Source organism: Myroides profundi (genome assembly GCF_000833025.1).
GTDB classification, from domain to species: Bacteria; Bacteroidota; Bacteroidia; order Flavobacteriales; family Flavobacteriaceae; genus Flavobacterium; species Flavobacterium profundi_A.
Genome location: NZ_CP010817.1, coordinates 721467 through 744601 on the forward strand (window position 1 = coordinate 721467; position 23135 = coordinate 744601).

Consider the following 23135-nt stretch of genomic DNA (forward strand, 5'->3'; position numbering starts at 1 on the left):
AAGAGAAAAATAAAGTGGAACAATAACCACTTGTTATTTTATTGAGGTGTGAGTATAAATACTCCGTAGGTAGAGGTATTAAATATAGATTTTGAAATCTCTTTAATGTCATCAGGAGTGATACTATTTAGTATTTCATCATAATTATTAAAGTCCTCAAGAGAACCAAAGTTTAATAGAGTTTCTCTAAGCTTTTCTACCCATTGGAATGTACTTGTATCTGTTAGATGTAAGCGTTTATTATTCAGAATCGTTAATTTCATCTGTTCTAATTCTGTCTTTGAGATACTTTTTGTCTGTAGAGAGTGAATCACTTCTTTAGCTAAGTTCTCTAGTTTGTCTATATCAGTTAGAGAAGTAGAGAAGAATAAACTAACAGATGTTCTAGGCTCAGGGTAAACTTCTACGTCTAGAGCAGAATAAGGAGAATATACTAATCCTTCTTTTTCTCTCGATAGTGTTAAGAACTGGTTGTTAAACATCTCTCTTACGATATGAGCCATCATGCTCTCTTTTAGAGTAGGTTTAATTGTTCCATTGAATACTATTGTCACATCAGGTCTTTCGATATCACTACTCGTTAGCATAGCTCGTGTGATTTCTTCTTTTGCGAATACCTTAGATGAATTAGCCTTGTTTTTATCTCCTTGCTTTGGAGCATTATTTAAAGCACCGAAGTAAGCGATCGCCTTCTTCTTGATATCATCTGTATCAAAATTCCCTGCGATAAGTACATACACTTCTTCTAGATTAGCAAAAGATTGATTGTATAAAGTAAAGAAACTATCTAGATTAACTTTCTTCCAGCCTTCTATCGTTGTGAGCTCTTCAGAGAATAAACTACCTCCTTTTTTATATTCTTCTATTTGATGTCCTATTTTGATAGCAGGATTATCTAGTAAAGCAGAAGGCTTAGAAGTAGTATCTATAGAAGAGATACTTTCCTCTATATATTCTTTAAAATCCTGTTGAGGTGTGATATAGTCATATAACTTTCTATAGGTCCATTCAAAAAGGTCTTTGCTATTTCCTTTTCGCGAAGAAGTATTGATAATACTAGCATCCTTATTTATACTCACGAGTGTAGATATTTCTCTATCAGATCCCGCTTGCATATACCCGTCATTAGTAAAACCGTGTATCCAAGAAGAGTCTATAAAATATCCAGCATCTTGATAATATTTTTGTTCAGATGTAGGTATTTGATTTAGCCCATTTCTTGTGAACAAAGTCATGATATAATTATCATCTGTTGCCTTTGTTGGTTTAATACCTATGCGTAGTCCATTCGCTAATGTTAGTTCTGTAAGATTAATATCCGCATATAGCTGTTCTTTTACAGCTATATCAGTTGTTGCTTTTTGTATTGGAGGCATTGTTCTCCAATGGAAAGAACCACGTGGTCTTTCGTGCGTCTTCTTTTGTTTAGCAGATTTGAATACTAATGTTTTTGTACTTCCTTCATTCCAATACTTGTTTAGTTCATCAGCAGAGTCTATTGAGAACAAACTATCATTATATGTAAGTAGATATAGGTTCTCTTGATCAGTAGACCATGTGTTACTGTGTTTGCTTTCTATATCCTTTGTGGTGATAGTAGGAAGTAATTCAGTTAGTAAAGCATGTCTAGCTATAGAAGATAAGTAGTGGCTATTCACTACGACCTGATCAACATAAGCATTGGTGATATAAGCAATGTCTTCGTCTTCAGAAGGAACAGAATGGTTCAGTAGATGTTGCTTATAATGTTCAAGCTCTTTTTTGTGAATACCTTTTACAGACATAGTGTTTACTGTACTAGCTACTAAACTTATGCGGTTCTGTAATTCTTCTACTGTCTTAGCCTGTATTTCTATGGCATTTTCATTTTTATTAGGTAGATACCATAGACTGTGAGCAGTAGCAGTGCTCTTGCTTATAGACAGTTTCTTATTGATCCATTGTTTATAGATTTGTTCTATAAGCTGTTGTCTGTAATCTTCTTTAGAAGCTAAGAAAGGCGCTTCTGTAAAGCGAACTATTTCTAATTTATTAGAATTTATAGTCGCATTGCTCTGCTTTTCTAATAAGTTAGTATAGACAGGGCTAAAAGTGTTTTCGCTTTGTTTTCTATCTAGATTCAACTGCCCTTTAAAAGATCCAAAGTATTTTTTTATTTGCTCTACAGCATCTTTAGTATTCACATTACCTACGATGATTATAGTAGCTAGAGCAGGATTATACCATCGTTTATAGAATGCTTTAAGCTTTACAGGATCTAGATTTAGAATCTCTTTTTCAGTAGCGATAGGCAATCTATCTAAGTGAGGAGTACCTTCTAGTTTTTTGCGGTTAAATAAAGGCTCTGTACCAAAGTCTTTAATCTCTTGGATAACGATTCTTCGTTCTTTTTCTATTCCCTCATCATGTAGATGTGACTTACCTAAGAAGTTAGCTAGTATATTTATTGCTAAATCCTGTTGTTTGATATCTAAGAGAGACAGATCATATACGGTGCGCTCATAAGTAGTATAAGCATTGATATCTCTCCCAAACTGATAGCCTAAACGCTGTAATGTATCAATAGCTTGTCTACCTGGGAAGTCATCACTACCGTTAAAGATCATATGTTCTAAGAAATGAGCAAATCCTTTCTCATCATTGCGTTCTTGTAGTGATCCTACATTTAAGACTAGACGATACTCTGTCTTCTGTTGAGGTATAGGATGGATGATATAGTTTAGCCCATTGTCTAATGTTCCATAAATTGCTTTTTCTGCTTTAGGCAATGGAGAAAAAGTACCTTGCCCTACTACAAGCAGAGGGCAAAGTACTAAAGCAAAGAAATATAGTATTTGAGTACGTTTCATTATTTTAATTTGTATTCTGTTTTAACTTGGATATATCCATCAGCATTGTTATGAATGAATATAAACTCAAAAGTAAACTTACTATCTGTCAGTTTAGCTTTTGATTCTTTCCAAGTATAATTGTCATAATCGTCTTCTATTATTTGATCTACATTGATATGGTCAATCGGATTAAGAGAACCTCCCATTTCATAGTTTTCAGTAGCCATTAAATCTCCTGCATCTAGTAGTTTTTTTAATCTATCCCAAGCAGAATATTTAAACTCAAAAGGTACAGCTAGATATTCATCATTATATAAGTTCTTTAGTGTTGATATAAAAGATACTTCTTTAGTATTAATATCTATAGCGATATGGTTAAGTGTCACCTCAAATGACTCTGTAGAAGTACGTGTTAATCCTACAGATTTCATTACTTCTTTGTTTTGTGGAGGAGCATCAGGTCCAGGGTTATTCCAAAACTCTAAATCATCAATAGTTAAGTCTCTAAACATTTTGTAGAAATAAGCCTCCAGTCCCATAGCATTAGAGGTCATTTTAAGAACTGGTTTATCTGTTGTGGCTAATTCGCTTAGTGTTATTATCGTCTTACCTGTTAGAATTGTAGTATAAGGTAGGTTAAATACTTCTTGTACACCTCCTCCAGGATAGTTAACCTCTGTAGTGACATCTATTTCTCCTAGTAGAGGGTATAAATCTAATCCTTTTTCTTTATAACCGTCTAGTAAAGTAATCTGTTCTTTCGTTAGTTCATCTATAACACTCAAGGGTAATACTGTAAAAACAAGAGGTTTTTCTAAAGGAATAGTTGTATTGTTTTCTACTAAATTTAGTTTTATTCTTTTTGCTTCAGTGATAGTACGAGCTGTTTTACTTTTAAGGGTAAGTACTGCTTTCTTCTCACCTGGAGCAAAGGTGATAGTTTGACTCTTTAATTCTAAAATATCTTTGCCTTGCTCTTGATTATCTTCCAGACCAAAAGTTAAAGTGATGGTCTGATGTGTTTTTTTAACTAGTAATACTTCTATAGAGATCTCATCTTCACCATTGTTTTTTAGCACCGTGTTTTGGGTAGATAGATGAACTTTATTTTCACCTAAGTATTCTTTAGTAACCCCATCATCTTTACTACAGCTACTTAAAGATAGTGTAGTTAGGAGTAGTATAGTGAATGACTTTACTATATGTTTAAAACTTGTTTTCATCTTACTTTGTTTATTTGAATGAAGGCCAGCCTTTGTTTTGTTGAGCATTGCTATTATATCTCAATTCATTCATGGGTATTGGCCATGTCCAGCGATAGTCATTAGGTTCTATCTTGATAATGATAGTATTGCTATCTTCTTTTTTTCGTTCTATGGGTGTATTCCATCGTTTTAGATCAAAGAGGTTGTTCTTTTCTCCAATGAACTCTTTTTGTTTTTCGAAGTGAAGTTTATGACGTAGTTCTTGTTGACTAGGCGTATCTTCTATGTTAGGCTGATTTATAGCAGATAAGAATGTATTGAGAACTTCTTTTGCTTGTGCTAATTTATTTTGTTCTAAAAGACTCTCTGCTAAGATGAAATATGCCTCTGTACTGCGTATCATTACCACATCTCTAGGGTCTTTATCTAGTTGTGACCTTTTGTATTTACCTAGAAGAGAACGCTCTATTTTGTCCTCAGCAGTCGCTTTCATACTGTGTTTATATTGAGATACGGCATATCTAATATCGTCCAAGTCAAAATTATAATCTTCATTGATGTAAAGTAGATCCCCTTGGTTATCTTCGTAATATAAGTAGTGATTAGGATTATCTAGGTTGTTGTATAACCAGTATATATTAGTATTATCTGAAGTCCAAATATTGCGATAATCCTCTGTTGAGGTTGGAAGTTTAGCTCCATCATTTACAAGTTCTTGGGCAATGGACTCTGCTTTTGCATACTCTTTTTCATACATAGCCACTCTAGCTTGTAGTATGTTGATCCCTTTCTCTTTGATAAAGTAGTTTTGATGTTTACCAGATTGTTTTATTAAATCAAGACCTTCAGATAAGTATGTTTTGATTAATTTAAGAGACTCTTCTTGAGTTAGTCTAGCTTTTTCCTCTACGATTAATTTATCTTTAGCGATAATACCTAAAGCTGTAGGGTTATAACGTTCAGAGTATAGCTGTAATAAATCGAAGTAATTATAGGCTTTTAAGACTAAAGCAGAACCTTTAATATACTGCCATACAGGATCCTGACTATTGAAGTTGTGATCTGATTCTAATAGTACGTTTAGGTGGACAATGGCATCATAGTGATTATTCCATATCAAACTACTATTAATCGATAAGGTTGTTTCATCCCATTTATAAGCGAGGCTACTTCCTTTTAGATAATTAATTAGATAAGATGGCTGTAGATCTTCTGTATATAAAGTATAATCTTTTGGTTGTATAGGTGTAGCTTTATATGCCTGTGATAGTACTCCATAAGCTTTGATAGGTGAATTGATAATATCATTTCCAGAGATTTCGTTCTCAGATTTATTTTCTAGACTGCATCCCCATAGAGAACTAAATACGAATAAGTAGAATATTTTTTTAATCATTAGAAAGTAGCATTAAGAGAGAAAGTTAATATTGGCTGTAATACATCATTTAAAGAACCTCTATCTGTCTGAAAACGGTATGTATAGATATTATCTGCTTGTACACTTAGCTGTAGGGATTTAAAATACTTATTGATAAAGTTATTATTGCCTAAGTTGTAACTAAGTTGTATGTAATTTAGCTTGATAAAGTCTGTTTTATATATTGTTCTATTATTAGCAAAGCTTTGATAATATTCTTCTGCATTGCTTGGTAGTTTTTTGATAGGATAAACCTTATCTTCATCTCCTACTTCAAACCAGCTATCTTGTAATTGTCCCTCTATGGCATTTAAATTAGAACTTTTATAGTCTCTTACATAAGATTGGTTGTACATTTTCTTACCACCGAAATTATAGTTGATATTTATATTTAATGCCCAATTTCTATAAGTAAAGTAGTTGTTGAAAAAGCCGTTATAAGGAGCTATACTATATCCAATACGTCTGAAGTGATTTGCATTTTTTGGCTGATTTAGATCTATTACATGACCATCATTATCTATGTATTCTGGTACTCCTGTTAATGGATGTATACCATTAGTTTCCAGCCCATAGATGATACCTAGAGGTTTACCTACTTCGTATTCTGGTATTACAGATTCTTCTGTTAGATATATTCTATCTGTACCATAAAGAGATTTTACCTTATTGGCGTTATAGGATAAGGAAAGAGAAGTATTCCATCTAAAATCTTTTAGTCGGATAGCATCTCCACTTAACATAAATTCTATCCCCCTATTTTCTAGTTCTCCTATATTTTTAGTAAATGTATTAAACCCATTACTCATAGCTATAGGCATAGATAGTATAGCATCTTTTGTTGTGTTTTGATAGAAGTTAACTAATAGACTTAGTCTTTCAAAGAAGCCGAAATCTACGGAGTAGTTTATAGAGTGAGTTTGTTGAGGTTTTAAATCTTTATTTGGTATTCCTTGTAGCACTAATAATCTATAATCTCCATAGAATGTATTAGGATTGCTAAAAGTAGACTCTATATCTCTTATTGAGATTCCTGTCATACTTGCTGTATATCCTAATGAGGCTTTAAATTTCAAATCAGTTAGTATATTTTGATTCTTGAAAAAATCATAGTGAATAGGAGACCATCCTATTCCTGTAGACCATGCATCATTCCATCGTTTACTTGAAGGTAAAAGGGAAGAACCATCTCTTTTAAAACTTCCATATACATCATAAGTTCCTTTATAAGTATATCCCAACGCAGCTCCAAAACCAAGTTGCGTATTCTTTATTTTGCTTCCTGAGTTTTTAGGAGCATAACCACCTGTTAAAGAGTTGTTGATACCCGATAGACTACTGATTTCATCATCTATTCCATGACCTTCGCCCCCAATTATTTTTGTATTCGTAGTATAGTAATCCATATTTACTCCTAGGAAAATATCATGATCGCCTAATTGTTTTTGGTAGTTAGCACGTAGATTATATGTAAAATCGAAGTTCTTGCTATCAGAGTCAGATATAAAGCCTTTAGCATTGTTAGGCTTTTGCTTTTGACTATAGGCAGTACTAAGGATTCTTTTATAAGTTTCGCTTAATGAATAGTCTGCACCTATTACCCCTGCTATGTTTAATTCGGGCAATATATCCCATTGCATTACCATGGAACTGCTAAATCTTTTACTAGTCTGTTTTTGTTTGTATTGATTGATTAAGTCAGCATAAGAGCGATCTGAATAACTCGTTAGTTTTGTCGAATGCTTTGTTTCATAAGGATTAAGCATAAAGGCTAATGAAGTAGGATCATTATCCATTCCATTTTCAGTATTGGTAGTCGAAAGCCCAAAACTATTGTTAAGAGATAAGGTTAGATTAGGAGCTAATATATAATCTAAATTAGCACGTGCGGTTATTTGATTGATATCATTGCCTGGTATACGACCACCTTGTTTACTGTAATTCAGCGAGTAGAAATAAGAGTTTTTTTCGGTACCACCCCTTACACTAAGGTTATGAGATTGGAAATAATTAGGCTTTACTAATTCTTTAAACCAATCTGTATTAATCCTTCTTAAGGAGTCTAATTTGTGCTCTCCTTCTTGTAGTTTCTGACTTAGAAGAGGACTGTTCTGATATGTAGTATTGATATATTCAGATGAGTATAGATATCCTGGAGTAGCAGGATTTTGCATTCTGCGTTCGAATGCTAATTTCTCATCAGTATTCATCATATTAGCCGTTCTTTCCCCTCTCATTGTTATTCCTTGTTTCATAGCATAACTAATAATCGGTTTACCGTCAAAACCTCTTTTAGAGGTTAATTCGATAACTCCATTAGCTGCCTTAATACCATATAGAGCGGTAGCAGGGGCATCCTTTAATACCTTGATAGTGGAGAAGTCATTAGGATTAAGAGTCATAAAAGTCTCTGTCGAAATCACAATTCCGTCCATTATAAATAGTGGCTCATTGGCATTTCCTTGATAGTTGAAAGAAGAATTACCACGTAGTCTTATCTCTGGTTTTTTGCCCAATTCTCCAGAGTAAGTAACAGTAAGACCAGCTACTTGTCCTTCTAATAACTTCGCCATGTCTAACTCTGAGCGTTGACTCAGCTGTGTCATGTCTACTGTGATTACAGAACCTGTACTATTACGAATGTCGATATCATTGATATTAGTAGATTTTCGGATGATCAGTTCATCTAATTGTTTTGTAGTTGGTAATAAATAGATTGTTTGATTTCCCTTTTTTAATTTCATTTCTAGATTTTCATAGCCTTCATGGCTGATGATAACAGAAGAGTGATAGAGTTCAGGAATTTGGAACTCTCCTTTTTCATTAGAGAAGAAGGTATCTCCTGAGGCTAGTACAGTGATTATAGCTGTATCTAATCCTTTTTTAGTTTCTAGATCTAAAATCTTACCTGTGAATACAGGCTCTTGTGCATAGACTCCAATTGCACAAAATAAACTGATTACGAGAGTAGTAATAGTTCGTAGTGGAGTAAGTAGCATAATGGTGTGTTGTAATTAAGACTAATTCTAAATTAAAGTGCAAAAGTAAGGAGTTTTTTTACTTTTCAAAACGAACAATGATTTTATTTAGATTAGTTATGTATTAAAAAACTACAATACGTGAGTTTTTTACAAAGTAAGCTTAGTTGTATTATAGGTTTTTTGTTTGTTTATTTTATTGGTTATTAGGTATTTGTTTTGTTTTTGTGTTTAGTTTTATTGCTTTTTATGTGTTGTTTGTTATTTAGAATTACTTCTTATAATATAAAAATAGTTGAGGATAGGATGATGTCTAAATATGATGTGATTATTTAGAATACAGTTTTTGAGTAGCTCTAAGGTTCATAGTGGTATGTTAGGTATATGTGAATGATAGAAGCTATTTGAGTATATAGTGAGTCCGTTATTTTAGCCCAAAAAACGGAGTCACTACGGACTCATAACGGACTCACTACGGACTCAACGCAACTAAGACTTGTCTCGTCCTACTATAACTGTACAGTTATAGTTAATAATCCTACTTAATACTGTACAGATTTTTATTAAACCTTTTATTACTGCACAGGTTGTTGTTTTTGTTTATTAGTCTTGTAATAATTCTTCCATCTCTTAGTTAGAATACCTGTCTTTAAATGAGCTTGATTTGGAGTTAACCTATCACAACTATCATGAGGTCTAATTTGGTTATAAGCTTCTATACTATTCTTAATTTTATCAATCGTTTTTTGATAACCTAAACTTGAATAGTTTAAATCAAATTCACCTTTAATTATACCATTTACACGCTCAGCTATTGCATTATCTCTTGGTTCACCACCTTGTGTTGTACTAATAGATATGTTGTTTTCTATCAGTATTTTAGTATAAACACTACTGCAGTATTGACATCCTCGATCTGAATGATGAATAAGTTTCTCTGTATAAATCCTGTTCTTTAATGCCATTTTCAAGGCTTGTAAGCATCCATTAGTAGTTAAATCTAAGCTAAAACTATAGCCCATTATTTTATGAGAATAAGCATCTGTGATTAAACTTAAATAGCCCCAAGTATTATTTAACCTGATATAGGTGATGTCACTTACCCAAAATTGTTCTGGTCTAGTAACTTTTACTCCATTATACAAGTCTAAATACTGTCCTCTCCAAGCTCTGGAGTCTGTTGTATATGCTTTGCGCTTTCGTTGCCTAACCAACATTTTATGACTGTCTAATAAATCAAACAGATAATCTCTTCCTACGCTTATATTGTGCGAACCTAAGCGTTCTTGTAACATATGTTGAAGTTTTCGAGTACCTACTCTTGGTAGAGTAGCTCTAATATTTAAAACTTCTTGAAGAATAATCTCATCTTTAATAGATTGACTTGCGTATCTGTCTATTGACTGATAATAAGCACTTCGAGTTTTACCAAACAGTTGACATATTTTTTTTATTCCCTTATTAGGGTATAAGAGTTTTACTTCTTCAACTGCTTGGAACCAGACTTTTTTCTGATATCAATATCCAAACTTTTCTCTGCTACATCTATCAATGTATTTAAAGCTACTATCTTAAATTGTGCCTCTGATAAAGCCTTTTTTAAAGCTTTAATTTCTAAAGATTCTGTATTGGATGTTTTTTCTTCCATAAGTGACGGAATAACAATTTCATTACAAATATCTATGTTTTTATTATAATTAACTAACAACCAGTTATTTATTGTACTTATACTTTCTACACCATACATTATACAGGCTTCTTGTGCTGTCATATGGTGTTCTGTAATACTATGAACTACTTGACGTTTAAGGCTTTCTGAATAAACTTTATTCTTACGTGTAGCATGATACTCGGGACTTGCATATTTCTTAACCCAACGATTTAGCGTAGATTTATTTAGGCTATACTCGCGAATTACCGAATTTTGACTTGCTCCATTCTCTATTTCTTGAACTATTTGTTCTATGAATTTTAAATGATAACGCTCTTTGTTTTTTGGTTCTCTTCCCATCTTTTAATGTTTTAAAAACTGTACAGTTTTTTTAGGACGGGTCAGCAACACGAATTCAGTAGAAAGATACATGAGTTTTAATTGTTAATTTAAAGGTTTATGTGTTTTTATTTTTGTTAAAATAAAGTTTTATTTGTTTTATTTTTGCTCTTTTTGATTTGAAGCTATCTATTGTGCTTAGGTAGTATGTTATGTTTAAAATTAGAATATATGGGAATGATTAGTTGCTCTAAACATGGATTAAGTGGTATCATATCTTGTATAGGGCAAGACCTAGTAGATAAAATACAATTAGGAGAAGAGGTGCTATCTACAAGTCTGTGCAAGATAAAAGTAGTGATGCATATCGATATAGAGGATAAACTAGAATTTAGTTATGTCTTAAGTCTAGAGACAAGGGATAGATTAAGATTAGCTGATAGATATGAGATTAGTAAAGACGAAGATTTAACTTCTTTAGATTGTCTTTATAAGTCATTAGGAGTTATCTGTGTAAGATGCTTTGCGGAGTACCGGTATAAAGACGCTTTTAAAGGTTTTTTAATAGGAGCAGAGGTTCTATAATATATAAATGCGTTTACAGTAGAGACACAATATCTTGTGTGTCACCCAAACTATGTCACCTAATACAGATTATGAACAGTGGAGATAACACAAGTATAGAGGTTAGAATGCATGATTACAATATATAAATGCGTTTAAAGTCACCCAAACGATGTCACCTCATACAGATTATGAACAATGGAGATAACACAAGTATAGAGCTTGTTAAATGTGTTTTTATACAGTGGGAAGATATACAATGTCTTGTGTGTATCCTCTAATCGATGTCACGGATTACGGTATCCGCGACAACATGAAGTGAGGCTACAGGTGAACTGTACAGATGTATTTGTTTTGGTTTAGAAAACAGCTTATTTTTTAAGCTTTTTGTATTCTCTAATTAAACCTTTAAGTTCTCGATTAGATGTTACATCAACGTCTTTATCAGATAAGAAATGTCTGAATGTGAAATGGCTTCTATAGTTCTTTGATACTATTTCTTGATCAAGAATAAATAAGTCATTTCTCAATTGTTGTTTTTCAGTTTCGATATTTTCTAAGTCAATAAACTTTTCTTTATAATCTCTTCTAAAAGTAGATGTACTAAAAGGAATAGAATTAAGAATCTGCATTTGTTTTTTAGACTTTAAGTCTAAAGTAGAGATAATCTTTATCGCGAGTGCATCTATTTCTATTTTAGTTAAAGAGTCTATTTTCTCAGGTAAGTAAGATTTTATTTTTTTAATCGGCTTTACTTTGCTTGACTGTTTAGTTACAGTTTTTTTTGAAGTTGATAAAGGAGCATGACCAGTTCCAAAGCATTTATCACAAAAAGGATCTAAACCTTCACAAGAGCAAATTTCTGTTCTCATATTTTTGAATTACATTTTAATTTAAGGAGGCTTGATAGTAGCCTTGTTATTTTACACTACTGATTTATTATAAAGAAGTAAATCATGTAGGTCATAAAATAACTGCGCAAAGATAATTGAATTTTTATAGCCTTAGTGAGGTTAAACCTAAAATTGCATTAGCCACATACTGCAGAGTCATTCTACTTCATAGCTCCTTCATTAGTTTTAAAACCATACTCTTGTATGTTTGTATCTCTAAGTAAGACCTCTTTTGTATCATTGCTTTTCGTTTATATGTCTATTGCATATTTTGGATTAAAACTAGAATGACTAGCAATGGGCTATAACTAAAACAAAAAAGACTGCTTATTAGGCAGTCTTCTGATATTATAATGATATTCTTATTTCTTTGTATTGATGGTGTTTTTATAGATTTTACCACCTTTCATGATTAAGATAAAGTTCTTCTCAGGATTAGCAATAAGAGATAAATCTTTTAGAGGATCTCCATCTACAAGTAGTAAGTCTGCATAAGCATTTTCTTCTACTACACCTAGTTTACCAGGGTATGGACTACGCAATCCTGATAACTGAAGTAACTCTCCGTTATCTTGAGTGACCATCTTTAGGATTTCAGCATTAGTGAACCATTTTTGTAAACGCAGGATATAATCATTTTGCTCTTTGTTTAATTCTGGTTCGAATAAGAAGTCAGTACCCCAAGCTAGTTTTACTCCTAGCTGTTTGGCTAATGGCCATACTTTGTCTTGTCCTTCTAATACAGGTTTGCGTTTTTCTTTGCGTTGCGCATCCATATTATCGTTGTTGTCCATTAGGTTCTGTAGACTTAACCAAATCTTCTTCTCAGCCATTATTTTTAGAGTCTCTTCATCTAGCATTTGTCCATGTTCGATAGATTTCACACCAGCTTCTATAGCGCGCTGTACTGCTCTAGGAGTATAAGCGTGCACCATCACATAAGTACCCCAATCTTCTGCTGCATCTACAGCTGCCTTGATTTCGTCAAAAGTATATTGTGTAACATCGATAGGATCATAAGCAGAAGAAGTTCCTCCACCTGCCATTACTTTGATCTGACTAGCACCGAAGCGTAGGTTCTCTCTAGTAGCAGTAAGTACTTCGTCACGACCATCTGCTATAAAAGTAGCTCCCATCTCTTCTGCACGAGAAGGCTTCCCAAAGAAGCGTCTAGAGCGCTCATTAGGAGTTCTAAAGTCTCCGTGTCCTGCAGTCTGACTGATAGTAGCACCTGAAGGCCAAATACGTGGACCTGCAGTCTTATCTGCATCAATAGCTGCTTTTAAAGGAAATATAGGACCACCTGCATCTCTAACGCTTGTGAAACCACGCATAAGCATGCTGTGTGCTCCTACAGCTACATTTTGCATTAAGCTTTCAGGAGTTGCATTAGGGGACATCATTTGTTCCATAGTCAAAGCTCCGAATACCATGTGTACGTGTACATCAATTAATCCTGGCATAAGTGTTTTTCCATTTCCATTGATTTTAGTAACATCTTTGCCTTTAACAGAAATAGAAGAAGGGCTTATCTTCTCTATTTTTTGATCAGAGACTAGGACATTCATAGGCGCAGTAAGGGCTGCAGTCTTGTGGTCTAGGATTCTTACATTCTCAATAAGAACTTGTTTGGTCTGAGCAAATGTGATAGAAGTACTAACAACAAAAAGTGCTATTATGGATTTTAATTTCATAAAATAAGGAAAATTAGAAGATTGTTCTGTGTGCAAATTATATAGCCTCTAAGTTATTATAAAAGTAGCTTTCTGCCTAATAATATTTTATGAAGTAACTGATTCTACTTTATTGTTAGAAATTAATCTAATGAAATGAAGGTAGAACTTTAGAAAGTTTTTAAGTTTGTAAGTAATAGAATAAAAAAGAACAAAGAGATGAAAGTAGTAATCCAGCGTGTGACAAAGGCTTCTGTGACTGTAGAAGGTAGTGTAGTTGGTAATATAGGACAAGGACTTTTAGTTTTAGTAGGGGTAGAGGATATTGATACAGAACTAGATATAGAATGGTTATCAGGTAAGATTGTGAATTTGCGTATTTTCGAAGATGAGAATGGAGTGATGAATAAGTCTGTAAAAGAAGTAGATGGTGAGGTATTATTAGTAAGTCAATTCACTTTACATGCTTCTACGAAAAAAGGAAATAGACCTTCTTATATTAAGGCTTCTAAGCCAGACTTCGCTATACCTATGTATGAGAAGTTTATAGATAAGTTAGAAAATGATTTAGGTAAACGTATACAAACAGGTAAATTCGGAGCGGATATGAAAGTAGAATTGCTAAATGATGGACCTGTAACAATCGTAATAGATAGTCAAAATAAAGAATAATGAATAGTTTAGTAAAGTTTAGTTTATTCACGGTTATCTATGTGATGATGACGTGGTTCTTAACAGATGAGGTCGGTTGTGCTTTTTCAGGTGATGAGCAGTGTTTAATTAGTTTTGTGGTAAAGTATATTATCTTTATCGCACTGATGTTCGTTTATGACAAATGGGTAAAAGGAAGAATTTTTAAAACAAAAAATAAGTAATTATGAATATTCAAGATGCACAGTTAGCAGTTGATAATTGGATTAAGGAACACGGTGTTCGTTATTTTAACGAATTGACGAATATGGCTCAGCTTACAGAAGAAGTAGGAGAGGTAGCTCGTATCATCGCTAGAAGATATGGAGAGCAATCTGAAAAAGAAAGTGATAAGAATAAAGATTTAGGCGAGGAGCTAGCAGATGTAGTATTCGTAGTGATGTGTCTAGCGAATCAGACTGGTGTGAATCTACAAGAGGCATTTGACAAAAAGATGGACTTGAAAACAAAGAGAGATCACGACCGTCACCACAATAATGAAAAATTAAAATAGAGAATACGTGAATATTAAGCTGTTAAAAAGTAAAGTAGAGCATGACAAGACGCTTGTTATCTCTGGTAGTAAATCCGAAAGCAATAGATTATTAATATTGCAAGAGTTGTTTCCATCTTTAACGATAGGGAATGTATCTGATTCTGATGATGTATGTGCCATGCAAGGTGCATTAGCATCTACGGGTGATGTAGTAGATATACATCACGCGGGGACTACTATGCGATTTTTGACAGCTTATTATTCGTTGTGTAGTACTCGTGAGCTTACTCTGACAGGGAGTAGTCGTATGCAAGAAAGACCTATCGGTGTACTAGTGGAAGCACTAAGACAGTTAGGGGCTGATATCACATATAGTAAGAAAGAGGGATATCCTCCACTTCATATAAAAGGCCAAATCGCAATAGGAGGTAAGGTAGAATTACCTGCGGATGTGAGTAGTCAGTATATCACAGCACTATTATTAGTAGGGACTAGGTTAAAGAATGGAATAGAATTACACTTGGTAGGTAATATTACTTCTCGTCCTTATATAGAGATGACTCTACAGTTGTTAAGCCAATTAGGAGTGGAGAGCTCTTTTAATGGGAACATCATTAGTGTAAAACCTTTAGTCAAGGCTAGTACAGAACAGTTTACAGTAGAATCAGATTGGTCATCTGCCTCTTACTTCTATTCTTTTGTAGCACTGTCACCTATAGGAACGACTATGCAACTGAAGAGTTATAAAGAGGATAGCTTACAAGGAGATAGTCAAGTAAGTCAACTGTATACTATACTAGGTGTAGAGACTACATACTTAGAAGACTATACCATAAAATTAGAAAAAGTAAGAGAGACAGACTTTGAGTTTAAAGCAGATTTGATAGAGACTCCTGATTTGGCACAGACTATAGCTGTGACTTGTTTTGGTTTAGGCATTCGTTGTGAAATGACTGGACTACATACTTTAAAAATAAAAGAGACAGATCGCTTAGTGGCTTTACAGAATGAGCTAACTAAATTAGGTGGTGTGGTTGATATCACAGAAGAATCTATTGTTGTTCACCCTTCTAAAGGGATGAGAGAAGGAATAGAGATTGAAACTTATCAAGACCATAGAATGGCTATGGCTTTTGCTCCATTATCTCTGAAAGGAGAGGTTACTATTTTAGAAGCAGAGGTTGTAACTAAGTCATTTATAAATTACTGGGATTGTTTGGCTGAAATCGGTGTAAATATTGTTAAAAAATAGAGCTGTAAAATTAAATATGGCTAAATACTTGACAACCCCTACTCTGAGGTTGTATATTTGTACTCAATTTGGACATCTATACTCTTAGATTTCCAAATTAGTTTAGTATTATTTTCTAACAAAACACATATTCAATGAAGTTATCAAACTTTAATTTTGATTTGCCTGAAGAATTATTGGCAGAGTTTCCAGCAGAGAACAGAGATGAGGCACGCCTAATGGTAGTAGATCGTAAAACTGGGACGATAGAGCACAAATTATTCAAGGATTTAATTGACTATTTTGACGAGGGAGATGTGATGGTGTTAAATAACACGAAAGTATTTCCTGCACGTTTATACGGTAATAAAGAAAAAACAGGTGCGAGAATTGAAGTATTCTTGTTGCGTGAGTTAAATGCTGAACAACGTTTATGGGATGTATTAGTAGACCCAGCTCGTAAAATACGTATCGGTAATAAATTATACTTCGGTGATGATGATTCATTAGTAGCTGAAGTAATTGATAATACAACTTCTAGAGGAAGAACTTTACGTTTCTTATACGATGGTTCTTACGAAGAGTTTAGATTTAAATTACAAGAATTAGGAGAAACTCCGATTCCTAAGTACATTAATCGTGAAGTAGTGCCAGAAGATGCTGAGCGTTACCAAACTATCTATGCTACTGAAGAAGGAGCTGTAGCTGCACCAACAGCAGGATTACACTTCTCTAAACACTTATTAAAACGTTTAGAGATAAAAGGTGTTGAATTTGCTAATGTAACATTACATATCGGTTTAGGTACTTTCAACCCAGTAGAGGTAGAAGATTTATCTAAACACAAGATGGATTCAGAAGAGATGTTTGTGAATCAAGAAGCTTGTGATATTGTAAACGCAGCTAAAGAGAGAAAGAATAGAGTATGTGCTATCGGTACAACAAGTATGCGTGCATTAGAAAGTTCTGTTTCTTCTAGTCAAACGTTAAACCCATTCGTGGGATGGACAAATAAATTTATTTTCCCTCCTTATGATTTCAGTATCGCTGATTGTATGGTGACTAACTTCCACATGCCTAAGTCAACATTATTAATGATGATCTCTGCATTCTGTGGACATGACTTAATGATGAAAGCTTATAAAGAAGCTGTAGAAGAGAAATATAAATTCTACTCTTACGGAGATGCAATGTTGATTCTGTAATAGATCAATCAAAATAAATTAGAAAGCCTTTGAGATTCTCAAAGGCTTTTTTTATGAATAGCATAGAGCGGACTTTTATCTTATATTTAGGAACTTATTTGTTTAAAAAGAAGTAAATTTACAGTTAATACTTAATCAGAAATACTCCTATATAATGACTTTTGAAAATACACTTGCTTATGCAAAGAGCTTAGATGAAAAAGATCCTTTAGCTAAGTACAGAGATGAGTTTAACTTTCCAGAGGTAAATGGAAAACAGGTTATATATTTTACAGGTAATTCGCTTGGACTACAACCCAAAAGAGCTGTAGAGTATGTCAATGAGGTTATGAATGATTGGGGGGCTTTAGCAGTAGAGGGGCATTTCTACGCAGAGAAACCTTGGTGGGATTACCACGAACGTTTAAGTGAACCATTGAGTAGAATAGCAGGAGCGAAGTCGTCAGAAATTACAGTGATGAATACATTGACTGTTAACCTTCACATACTGATGACTACTTTTTATCGTCCTACTGCTAGTAAGTATAAGATTATATGTGAGGAGAAAGCATTTCCGAGTGATCAATATCTGATACAGTCTCAAGTAAGGTTGCATGGGTTAGAACCTAAAGAAGCTATTATAGAGTTAAAGAAAAGACCTGGAGAACATAACTTTAGATTAGAGGATATATTAGAAAAGATAGATGAAGTAGGAGAAGAGGTTGCTTTAGTATTAATAGGAGGACTTAACTATTATACAGGGCAGGTGTTTGATATCAAAACCATTACAGCTCATGCTCATCAATATGGAGCTAAGGTAGGATGGGATTTAGCTCATGCTGCTGGTAATATAGAGTTAAAGTTACATGAGTGGAATGTAGATTTCGCTGCATGGTGTAGTTATAAGTATATGAATGCTGGGCCAGGTAGTGCATCAGGCTGTTTCATTCATGAACGTTATCATACAGATAAAGATTTGATTCGATTAGCTGGATGGTGGGGACATAATAAAGAACGTCGTTTCTTAATGGAGAAAAAATTTGATGCAGTAGAGAGTGCACATGGATGGCAGATTAGTAATCCTTCTATTCTTAGCTTAGCTCCTTATTTAGCATCTATAGAGATGTTCGATGAAGTGGGAATGGAGGCTTTGATAACAAAACAGAGAGAGATTACTGCTTACCTTGAATTTGTAATGGAGGATGTGGCTAAAGCGGTTAATGCTAATTATGAATTAATCACGCCTAAAAAAGAAATCGAAAGAGGAAGTCAGCTTTCTGTTTTTCTTCATGGAAAGGGTAAAGATCTGTTTTCGTATTTAATGAATGAAGGAGTAATTGTAGATTGGAGAGAGCCTAATGTAGTTAGGTTAGCACCAGTTCCTTTCTATACTTCTTATGAAGATATATATCGTTTCGGAGAGATTCTGAAAAAAGCAGATAGTCTTTTTTAGATTATTAGTATGATATATTACTGCATTAGTGTAGTAGAGAAAATAAGGAATGAATAGTTATTTAATAGAATTTAATTTGCCTGATTTGTCTATCATTTAAATTAAATTACATTTGCAAAAAAATAAAATACGATGTCAACTAAACAAAATAAGATAGATAATTTCGATCCATCTCAACCAGGGTTAGCAGATGCGACGATATATGGATTGCCTTTTACAGCAGAGGAAAGTGAGATTATAGTGGTACCAGCACCATGGGAAGTAACAGTAAGTTATGGAGCAGGGGCGTCAGAAGGGCCAGAAGCTATATTAGAAGCTTCTTATCAAGTAGACTTATTACACCAACAATATCCTGATTTATGGAAATTGGGTATTTATATAGATGAAGCTCCAGAACATTGGGCAACAGATAGTGCGAAGTATAAAGAAATGGCTCAGCCAATCATTGAAGCACTTGAGAATGGTGAGAACATTGCAGACTTACCAGAGTTACAAAAAGATTTAGATACAATCAATGCAGTATGTGATAAATTTCACAAAGAAGTAGAAGAGAAAGTATCTTACTGGATGACAAAAGGAAAACGCGTAGTATTATTAGGAGGAGATCACAGTACTCCATTTGGATATTACAATGCTTTAGCAAAACATCACGATGCTTTTGGTATTTTACACTTTGATGCACATATGGATTTAAGAGATGCTTATGAAGGGTTTACTTATTCTCATGCGTCTATTATGTTCAATACTTTAAAATTACCTCAAGTAAAGACAATTGTACAAGTAGGTATTCGTGATTTCTGTGAGCAAGAAGTAGCAACAGTAGTAGAAGCTGATGGTAGAGTGTTAGTACATACTGATGCAGATTTGAAGAAAGATGAATTTGAAGGGATGAGTTGGAAAGATAAATGTGATCAAATCATCGCTTCATTACCTGAGAAAGTAGCTATTAGTTTTGATATTGACGCTTTATTAGCTTGGTATTGTCCAAATACAGGAACACCAGTACCAGGAGGATTAACTTATGAGCAAGCAACTTATATGATTACTCGTTTATCAGAATCTAATAAGTTAATTATAGGGATGGATTTAGTAGAGGTAGCACCAGGAGAAGATGATTGGGATGGAAATGTTGGGGCTAGATTATTGTTCCATATGTGTGGAGCATTTGCAAAATCACAAGGCTTAGCAGTAGGACAAAAGATAGAGTTTAAAAAATAAACAAAAATAAAGAGTCTCACGAGACTCTTTATTTTTTTATAGGTTTGTCACAAAAGAATATATTATACAAAGAAAGTATAGTGGCAGCAAATAGCAATATAGAGACTAAAATATGTTCTATATTGAAGACGATGTAAAAGAGATACCACCCTGTTAAAAGAAGTATCACTAGGATCCAAATTAAATCTTTCATAGGGAATCTGTTAGTTGTGTTGTTGCTTAAATATACTTAGAATATTGGAGTTAAAATATAAGTAATCAAAGGATTTGTATTTTAATTTGTTAAAAATAAATTAGTTAGCGTCATGGTAAAAGATGTCTCAATAGTTGGTAGTGGATTAGTAGGTGTGGTGTTGGCAATCAGCTTAAAAAAGAAAGGCTATACAGTAACAGTATATGATAAGAGTGAGGATATTCGAAATATAGATTTTAGAGGAAGGTCTATTAATTTAGCTTTATCAGATCGAGGGTGGCGCATATTAAAAGAATTAGGAATAGAAGATGAGGTAAGGGAACTAGGTATCCCAATGTCTGAAAGAGCAATCCATACTGAGGATGGAAATGTCAAATATCAACCTTATAGTATAAAAGGAGATTCAATATGGGCAATCTCGAGAGGAGGGTTAAATAAAGATTTGATTTCTATTGCAGAAAGAGAAGGTGTGTTATTTAAGTTTGATACTCCTATATGGGATGTTAATCTAAAAGAAGGGATCTTATATACAGCAGAGAAAGAGAGTGATCAGTGGAATGAGATTAAAACTGATTTGATCTTTGGTGCTGATGGTGCATATTCTAGAGTCAGATCTAAAATGCAAAAACAAAGTAGATTCGAATATCAACAATCATATCTACATTTAGGATATAAAGAACTTCGTATAGAAGCAATGCCTAATGGAGAACATCAGTTATCTAAGAATGCATTTCATATTTGGCCAAGAAAAGACTTTATGTTTATTGCTTTGGCGAATGTTGATGGTTCTTTTACTTGTACATTATTTATGCCTTATGAAGGGGAAGTCTCTTTTAATACTGTTCAAACGGATGAGGAAATTAGAAAGTTCTTTAGTTTTTACTTTAAGGATGTAGACGCTTTGATACCAAATTATTTGGAACAATTTAGAGAGAACCCTGTGAATTCATTGGTTACAATGAAGTGCTTTCCTTGGGTGTCTGAAGATAAGGTCGCTCTTATCGGTGATGCCGCACATGCAGTAGTTCCTTTTTATGGGCAAGGATTAAATGCGGGATTGGAAGATGTATATGTGTTAAATCAAATAATAAATCAGGTAGGAAGTGGTAGTTGGTTTGATGTATTAAAAAAATACCAAGAAGAAAGAAAGCCTAATGGAGATGCTATAGCAGAGCTGTCTTATCGCAACTTTAGAGAGATGAGTGAGGATACGGCTGATGATATGTTCTTGTTAAGAAAAAAGATCGAGGCAAAATTTGCAGCTAAGTACCCTAGTCTGTGGTTACCTTTATATGATAGGGTTACATTTAGTACAGAAAGTTATGTATCAGCTTTAGCAGAAGGGGATAGACAGGCAGGTATTATGGATGAGGTCATGAAAATGGATGAGATTATACACAAATGGGATAGTGAAGAAGTGATGAATAAGATAAAGTCTCTTCTATAATATAAAGAAGAAGGGTATATGTGATCACATATACCCTTTTAAATTTATTTACGTTTACCCTTAGAGTTTCCTCCTGATAATATTTTATTTAAGATACCAAAAGCGCCTCTTATAAAAGTAGCACTAGTTACAACTTTAATAATTCCTTTTGTAACATCACTATTTCCTTGTTGTGTTTTAGTAGCACTTGTTTTTGTTTCTTTTGTCTTTTGCTCTTCTTGTTTTAGAGCTTCAAGTTTTGCATTTAATATTTCATAAGCACTTTCTCTGTCAAAATACTCATTGTACTTTTTAGCAAGAGAAGATTTGGTTATGAGGTTATTTATTTCTTGATCAGATAAAATATCCATTCTACTCATAGGTGCACGCATAGTACATACTGCAAGTGGGGTAGGGATACCTTTTTCGTTTAGAGCAGTTACTAAAGCTTCTCCTGTTCCCATAGAAGTAATAATCTCATCCGTCTTATAATATTCAGTAGAAGGGAAATTTTCTGAAGCAGTTTTTATTGCTTTGCGATCTTTTTCTGTGAATGCGCGTAATGCATGTTGTATTTTTAGACCTAGTTGTGCTAGTACACCATTAGGAATATCAGTAGGATTCTGTGTGATAAAGTAAATTCCTATTCCTTTAGAACGGATTAACTTAACGATGGTTTCTATTTGATTTAATAGTGTTTTACTAGCTTCGTTAAATATTAAGTGTGCTTCATCTATGAAGATTACTAGTTCTGGCTGTCCACTATCTCCTTGTTCTGGCATCTGAGAATAAACTTGTGCCAGTAGGTTTAGCATAAAAGTAGAGAAAAGTTTAGGCTTGTCTTGTATATCTGTTAGACGTAGAATGTTTACATACCCATACCCGTTCTCGTCAATGCGCATTAAATCCTGTATATCAAAAGAAGGTTCTGCAAAGAATATATCTGCTCCTTGCTGTTCTAATTCTATTATCTTTCGAATAATAGCGCCAGTTGAAGCTGCGGAAATACGACCATATTCTGCTTCTATTTCTTCTTTTCCTTCGTTAGTTAAGTATTGAAGTGTCTTTTTAAAGTCTTTTAAATCGAGTAAAGGAAGTTGTTTATCATCACAGTATTTAAATACAAGAGAGACGATACCTGACTGAGTTTCATTTAAATCTAGTATTCTACTGAATAAGATTGGACCAAATTCAGTTATGGTAGCTCTAAGTCTTACGCCATTTTGTTGCGAAATTGATAATAGCTCCACAGGGAATCCAGAAGGGGTAAAAGGCAAGTTCATCCTAGAATGTCTGTCTTTTATAAAGTCATTTTCTACACCACTCATTGCTATACCACTAAAGTCCCCTTTAATGTCCATCATTAAAACAGGTATACCTTTAGCAGAAAGTTGCTCAGATAATACTTGTATTGTTTTGGTTTTACCAGTACCCGTTGCCCCCGCTATAAGTCCATGTCTATTAATGGTTTTGAGTGGAATATTGATAAAGTGATCGGCTAGAATCTCACCTTCTAATTTTGCTGCACCTATAGTAATATAATCTCCTTTAAAAGAATAGCCTTGTTGGAGATTAGTGCTGAAATTTTCTTTATTCATAGTTGTCATTTTGTAAAAAACATCTTTAAACTTTAACAAAGATAATGTATTCGCAAAATAAATTATATATAAATTTGAAATGTTAAATTTGAAGG

General features: G+C 33.6%; 18 protein-coding genes. 9 read left to right on the top strand and 9 right to left on the bottom strand.

Going from position 1 to position 23135, the window contains the following annotated elements:
* Nucleotides 1–38: 38 nt before the first annotated feature.
* The 6 genes from MPR_RS03265 to MPR_RS18085 all read right to left on the bottom strand — a co-directional run bounded on the left by MPR_RS03265 (nucleotide 39) and on the right by MPR_RS18085 (nucleotide 10442).
* A complete protein-coding gene (locus MPR_RS03265; protein ID WP_041889091.1) occupies nucleotides 39–2849 on the bottom strand; it encodes a M16 family metallopeptidase in 2811 nt (936 codons plus the stop codon).
* Entirely contained in the window at nucleotides 2849–4054 is a 1206-nt protein-coding gene (locus tag MPR_RS03270) for a DUF4929/DUF8472 family protein (RefSeq protein ID WP_041889094.1), read from the bottom strand. Before MPR_RS03270 ends, MPR_RS03265 begins: the two co-directional genes overlap by 1 nt.
* A gap of 10 nt (nucleotides 4055–4064) precedes the next feature.
* Nucleotides 4065–5432 (bottom strand): RagB/SusD family nutrient uptake outer membrane protein, encoded by a 1368-nt coding sequence (locus MPR_RS03275; protein ID WP_041889097.1) that lies wholly within the window; start codon nucleotides 5430–5432, stop codon nucleotides 4065–4067.
* Nucleotides 5432–8452, bottom strand: a complete 3021-nt coding sequence (locus MPR_RS03280) for a SusC/RagA family TonB-linked outer membrane protein (RefSeq protein WP_041889099.1) — start codon at nucleotides 8450–8452, stop codon at nucleotides 5432–5434. The genes MPR_RS03275 and MPR_RS03280 overlap by 1 nt, the downstream gene beginning before the upstream one ends.
* A 554-nt stretch (nucleotides 8453–9006) precedes the next feature.
* A complete protein-coding gene (locus MPR_RS03285; protein ID WP_041888823.1) occupies nucleotides 9007–9885 on the bottom strand; it encodes an IS3 family transposase in 879 nt (292 codons plus the stop codon).
* A gap of 23 nt (nucleotides 9886–9908) precedes the next feature.
* Complete coding sequence (locus MPR_RS18085; RefSeq protein ID WP_052472632.1) at nucleotides 9909–10442, bottom strand: transposase; 534 nt, start codon at nucleotides 10440–10442, stop codon at nucleotides 9909–9911.
* A 210-nt stretch (nucleotides 10443–10652) separates the two neighbouring features.
* Here MPR_RS18085 and MPR_RS03295 point away from each other — a divergent pair, with 210 nt between their 5' ends.
* Nucleotides 10653–11006, top strand: coding sequence for a hypothetical protein (locus MPR_RS03295; protein ID WP_041895143.1), 354 nt, complete (start codon nucleotides 10653–10655; stop codon nucleotides 11004–11006).
* A gap of 350 nt (nucleotides 11007–11356) precedes the next feature.
* Here the strand turns inward: MPR_RS03295 and MPR_RS03300 are convergent, their stop codons facing one another.
* Together MPR_RS03300 and MPR_RS03305 are read right to left on the bottom strand one after the other, a co-directional pair.
* Nucleotides 11357–11857, bottom strand: coding sequence for a hypothetical protein (locus tag MPR_RS03300; RefSeq protein ID WP_041889101.1), 501 nt, complete (start codon nucleotides 11855–11857; stop codon nucleotides 11357–11359).
* Between the two features lie 383 nt (nucleotides 11858–12240).
* Nucleotides 12241–13572 (bottom strand): metal-dependent hydrolase family protein, encoded by a 1332-nt coding sequence (locus tag MPR_RS03305; RefSeq protein ID WP_041889103.1) that lies wholly within the window; start codon nucleotides 13570–13572, stop codon nucleotides 12241–12243.
* A gap of 198 nt (nucleotides 13573–13770) precedes the next feature.
* On the opposite strand from MPR_RS03305, the gene dtd reads away from it, so the two are divergent.
* The 8 genes from dtd to MPR_RS03345 all read left to right on the top strand — a co-directional run bounded on the left by dtd (nucleotide 13771) and on the right by MPR_RS03345 (nucleotide 21463).
* Nucleotides 13771–14223: a D-aminoacyl-tRNA deacylase gene (gene dtd, locus MPR_RS03310; protein WP_041889106.1), complete on the top strand. Its 453-nt coding sequence runs from the start codon at nucleotides 13771–13773 to the stop codon at nucleotides 14221–14223.
* Entirely contained in the window at nucleotides 14223–14426 is a 204-nt protein-coding gene (locus tag MPR_RS03315) for a hypothetical protein (protein ID WP_006257220.1), read from the top strand. Before dtd ends, MPR_RS03315 begins: the two co-directional genes overlap by 1 nt.
* Nucleotides 14427–14428: 2 nt before the next feature.
* Entirely contained in the window at nucleotides 14429–14755 is a 327-nt protein-coding gene (locus MPR_RS03320) for a nucleotide pyrophosphohydrolase (RefSeq protein WP_006257219.1), read from the top strand.
* Between the two features lie 7 nt (nucleotides 14756–14762).
* Complete coding sequence (locus MPR_RS03325; protein WP_006257218.1) at nucleotides 14763–15989, top strand: 3-phosphoshikimate 1-carboxyvinyltransferase; 1227 nt, start codon at nucleotides 14763–14765, stop codon at nucleotides 15987–15989.
* A 134-nt stretch (nucleotides 15990–16123) separates the two neighbouring features.
* Nucleotides 16124–17173 (top strand): tRNA preQ1(34) S-adenosylmethionine ribosyltransferase-isomerase QueA, encoded by a 1050-nt coding sequence (gene queA, locus MPR_RS03330; RefSeq protein ID WP_006257217.1) that lies wholly within the window; start codon nucleotides 16124–16126, stop codon nucleotides 17171–17173.
* A 154-nt stretch (nucleotides 17174–17327) separates the two neighbouring features.
* Nucleotides 17328–18605: a kynureninase gene (gene kynU, locus MPR_RS03335; RefSeq protein ID WP_041889111.1), complete on the top strand. Its 1278-nt coding sequence runs from the start codon at nucleotides 17328–17330 to the stop codon at nucleotides 18603–18605.
* A 132-nt stretch (nucleotides 18606–18737) separates the two neighbouring features.
* Nucleotides 18738–19823: an agmatinase family protein gene (locus MPR_RS03340; protein WP_041889114.1), complete on the top strand. Its 1086-nt coding sequence runs from the start codon at nucleotides 18738–18740 to the stop codon at nucleotides 19821–19823.
* Nucleotides 19824–20128: 305 nt separating this feature from the next.
* Nucleotides 20129–21463, top strand: coding sequence for an FAD-dependent oxidoreductase (locus MPR_RS03345; RefSeq protein WP_041889117.1), 1335 nt, complete (start codon nucleotides 20129–20131; stop codon nucleotides 21461–21463).
* Between the two features lie 44 nt (nucleotides 21464–21507).
* On the opposite strand, the gene MPR_RS03350 is transcribed toward MPR_RS03345, so the two are convergent.
* On the bottom strand, nucleotides 21508–23040 hold the full coding sequence (locus MPR_RS03350) for a helicase HerA-like domain-containing protein (RefSeq protein ID WP_041895146.1): 1533 nt from the start codon (nucleotides 23038–23040) through the stop codon (nucleotides 21508–21510).
* Nucleotides 23041–23135: the final 95 nt, after the last annotated feature.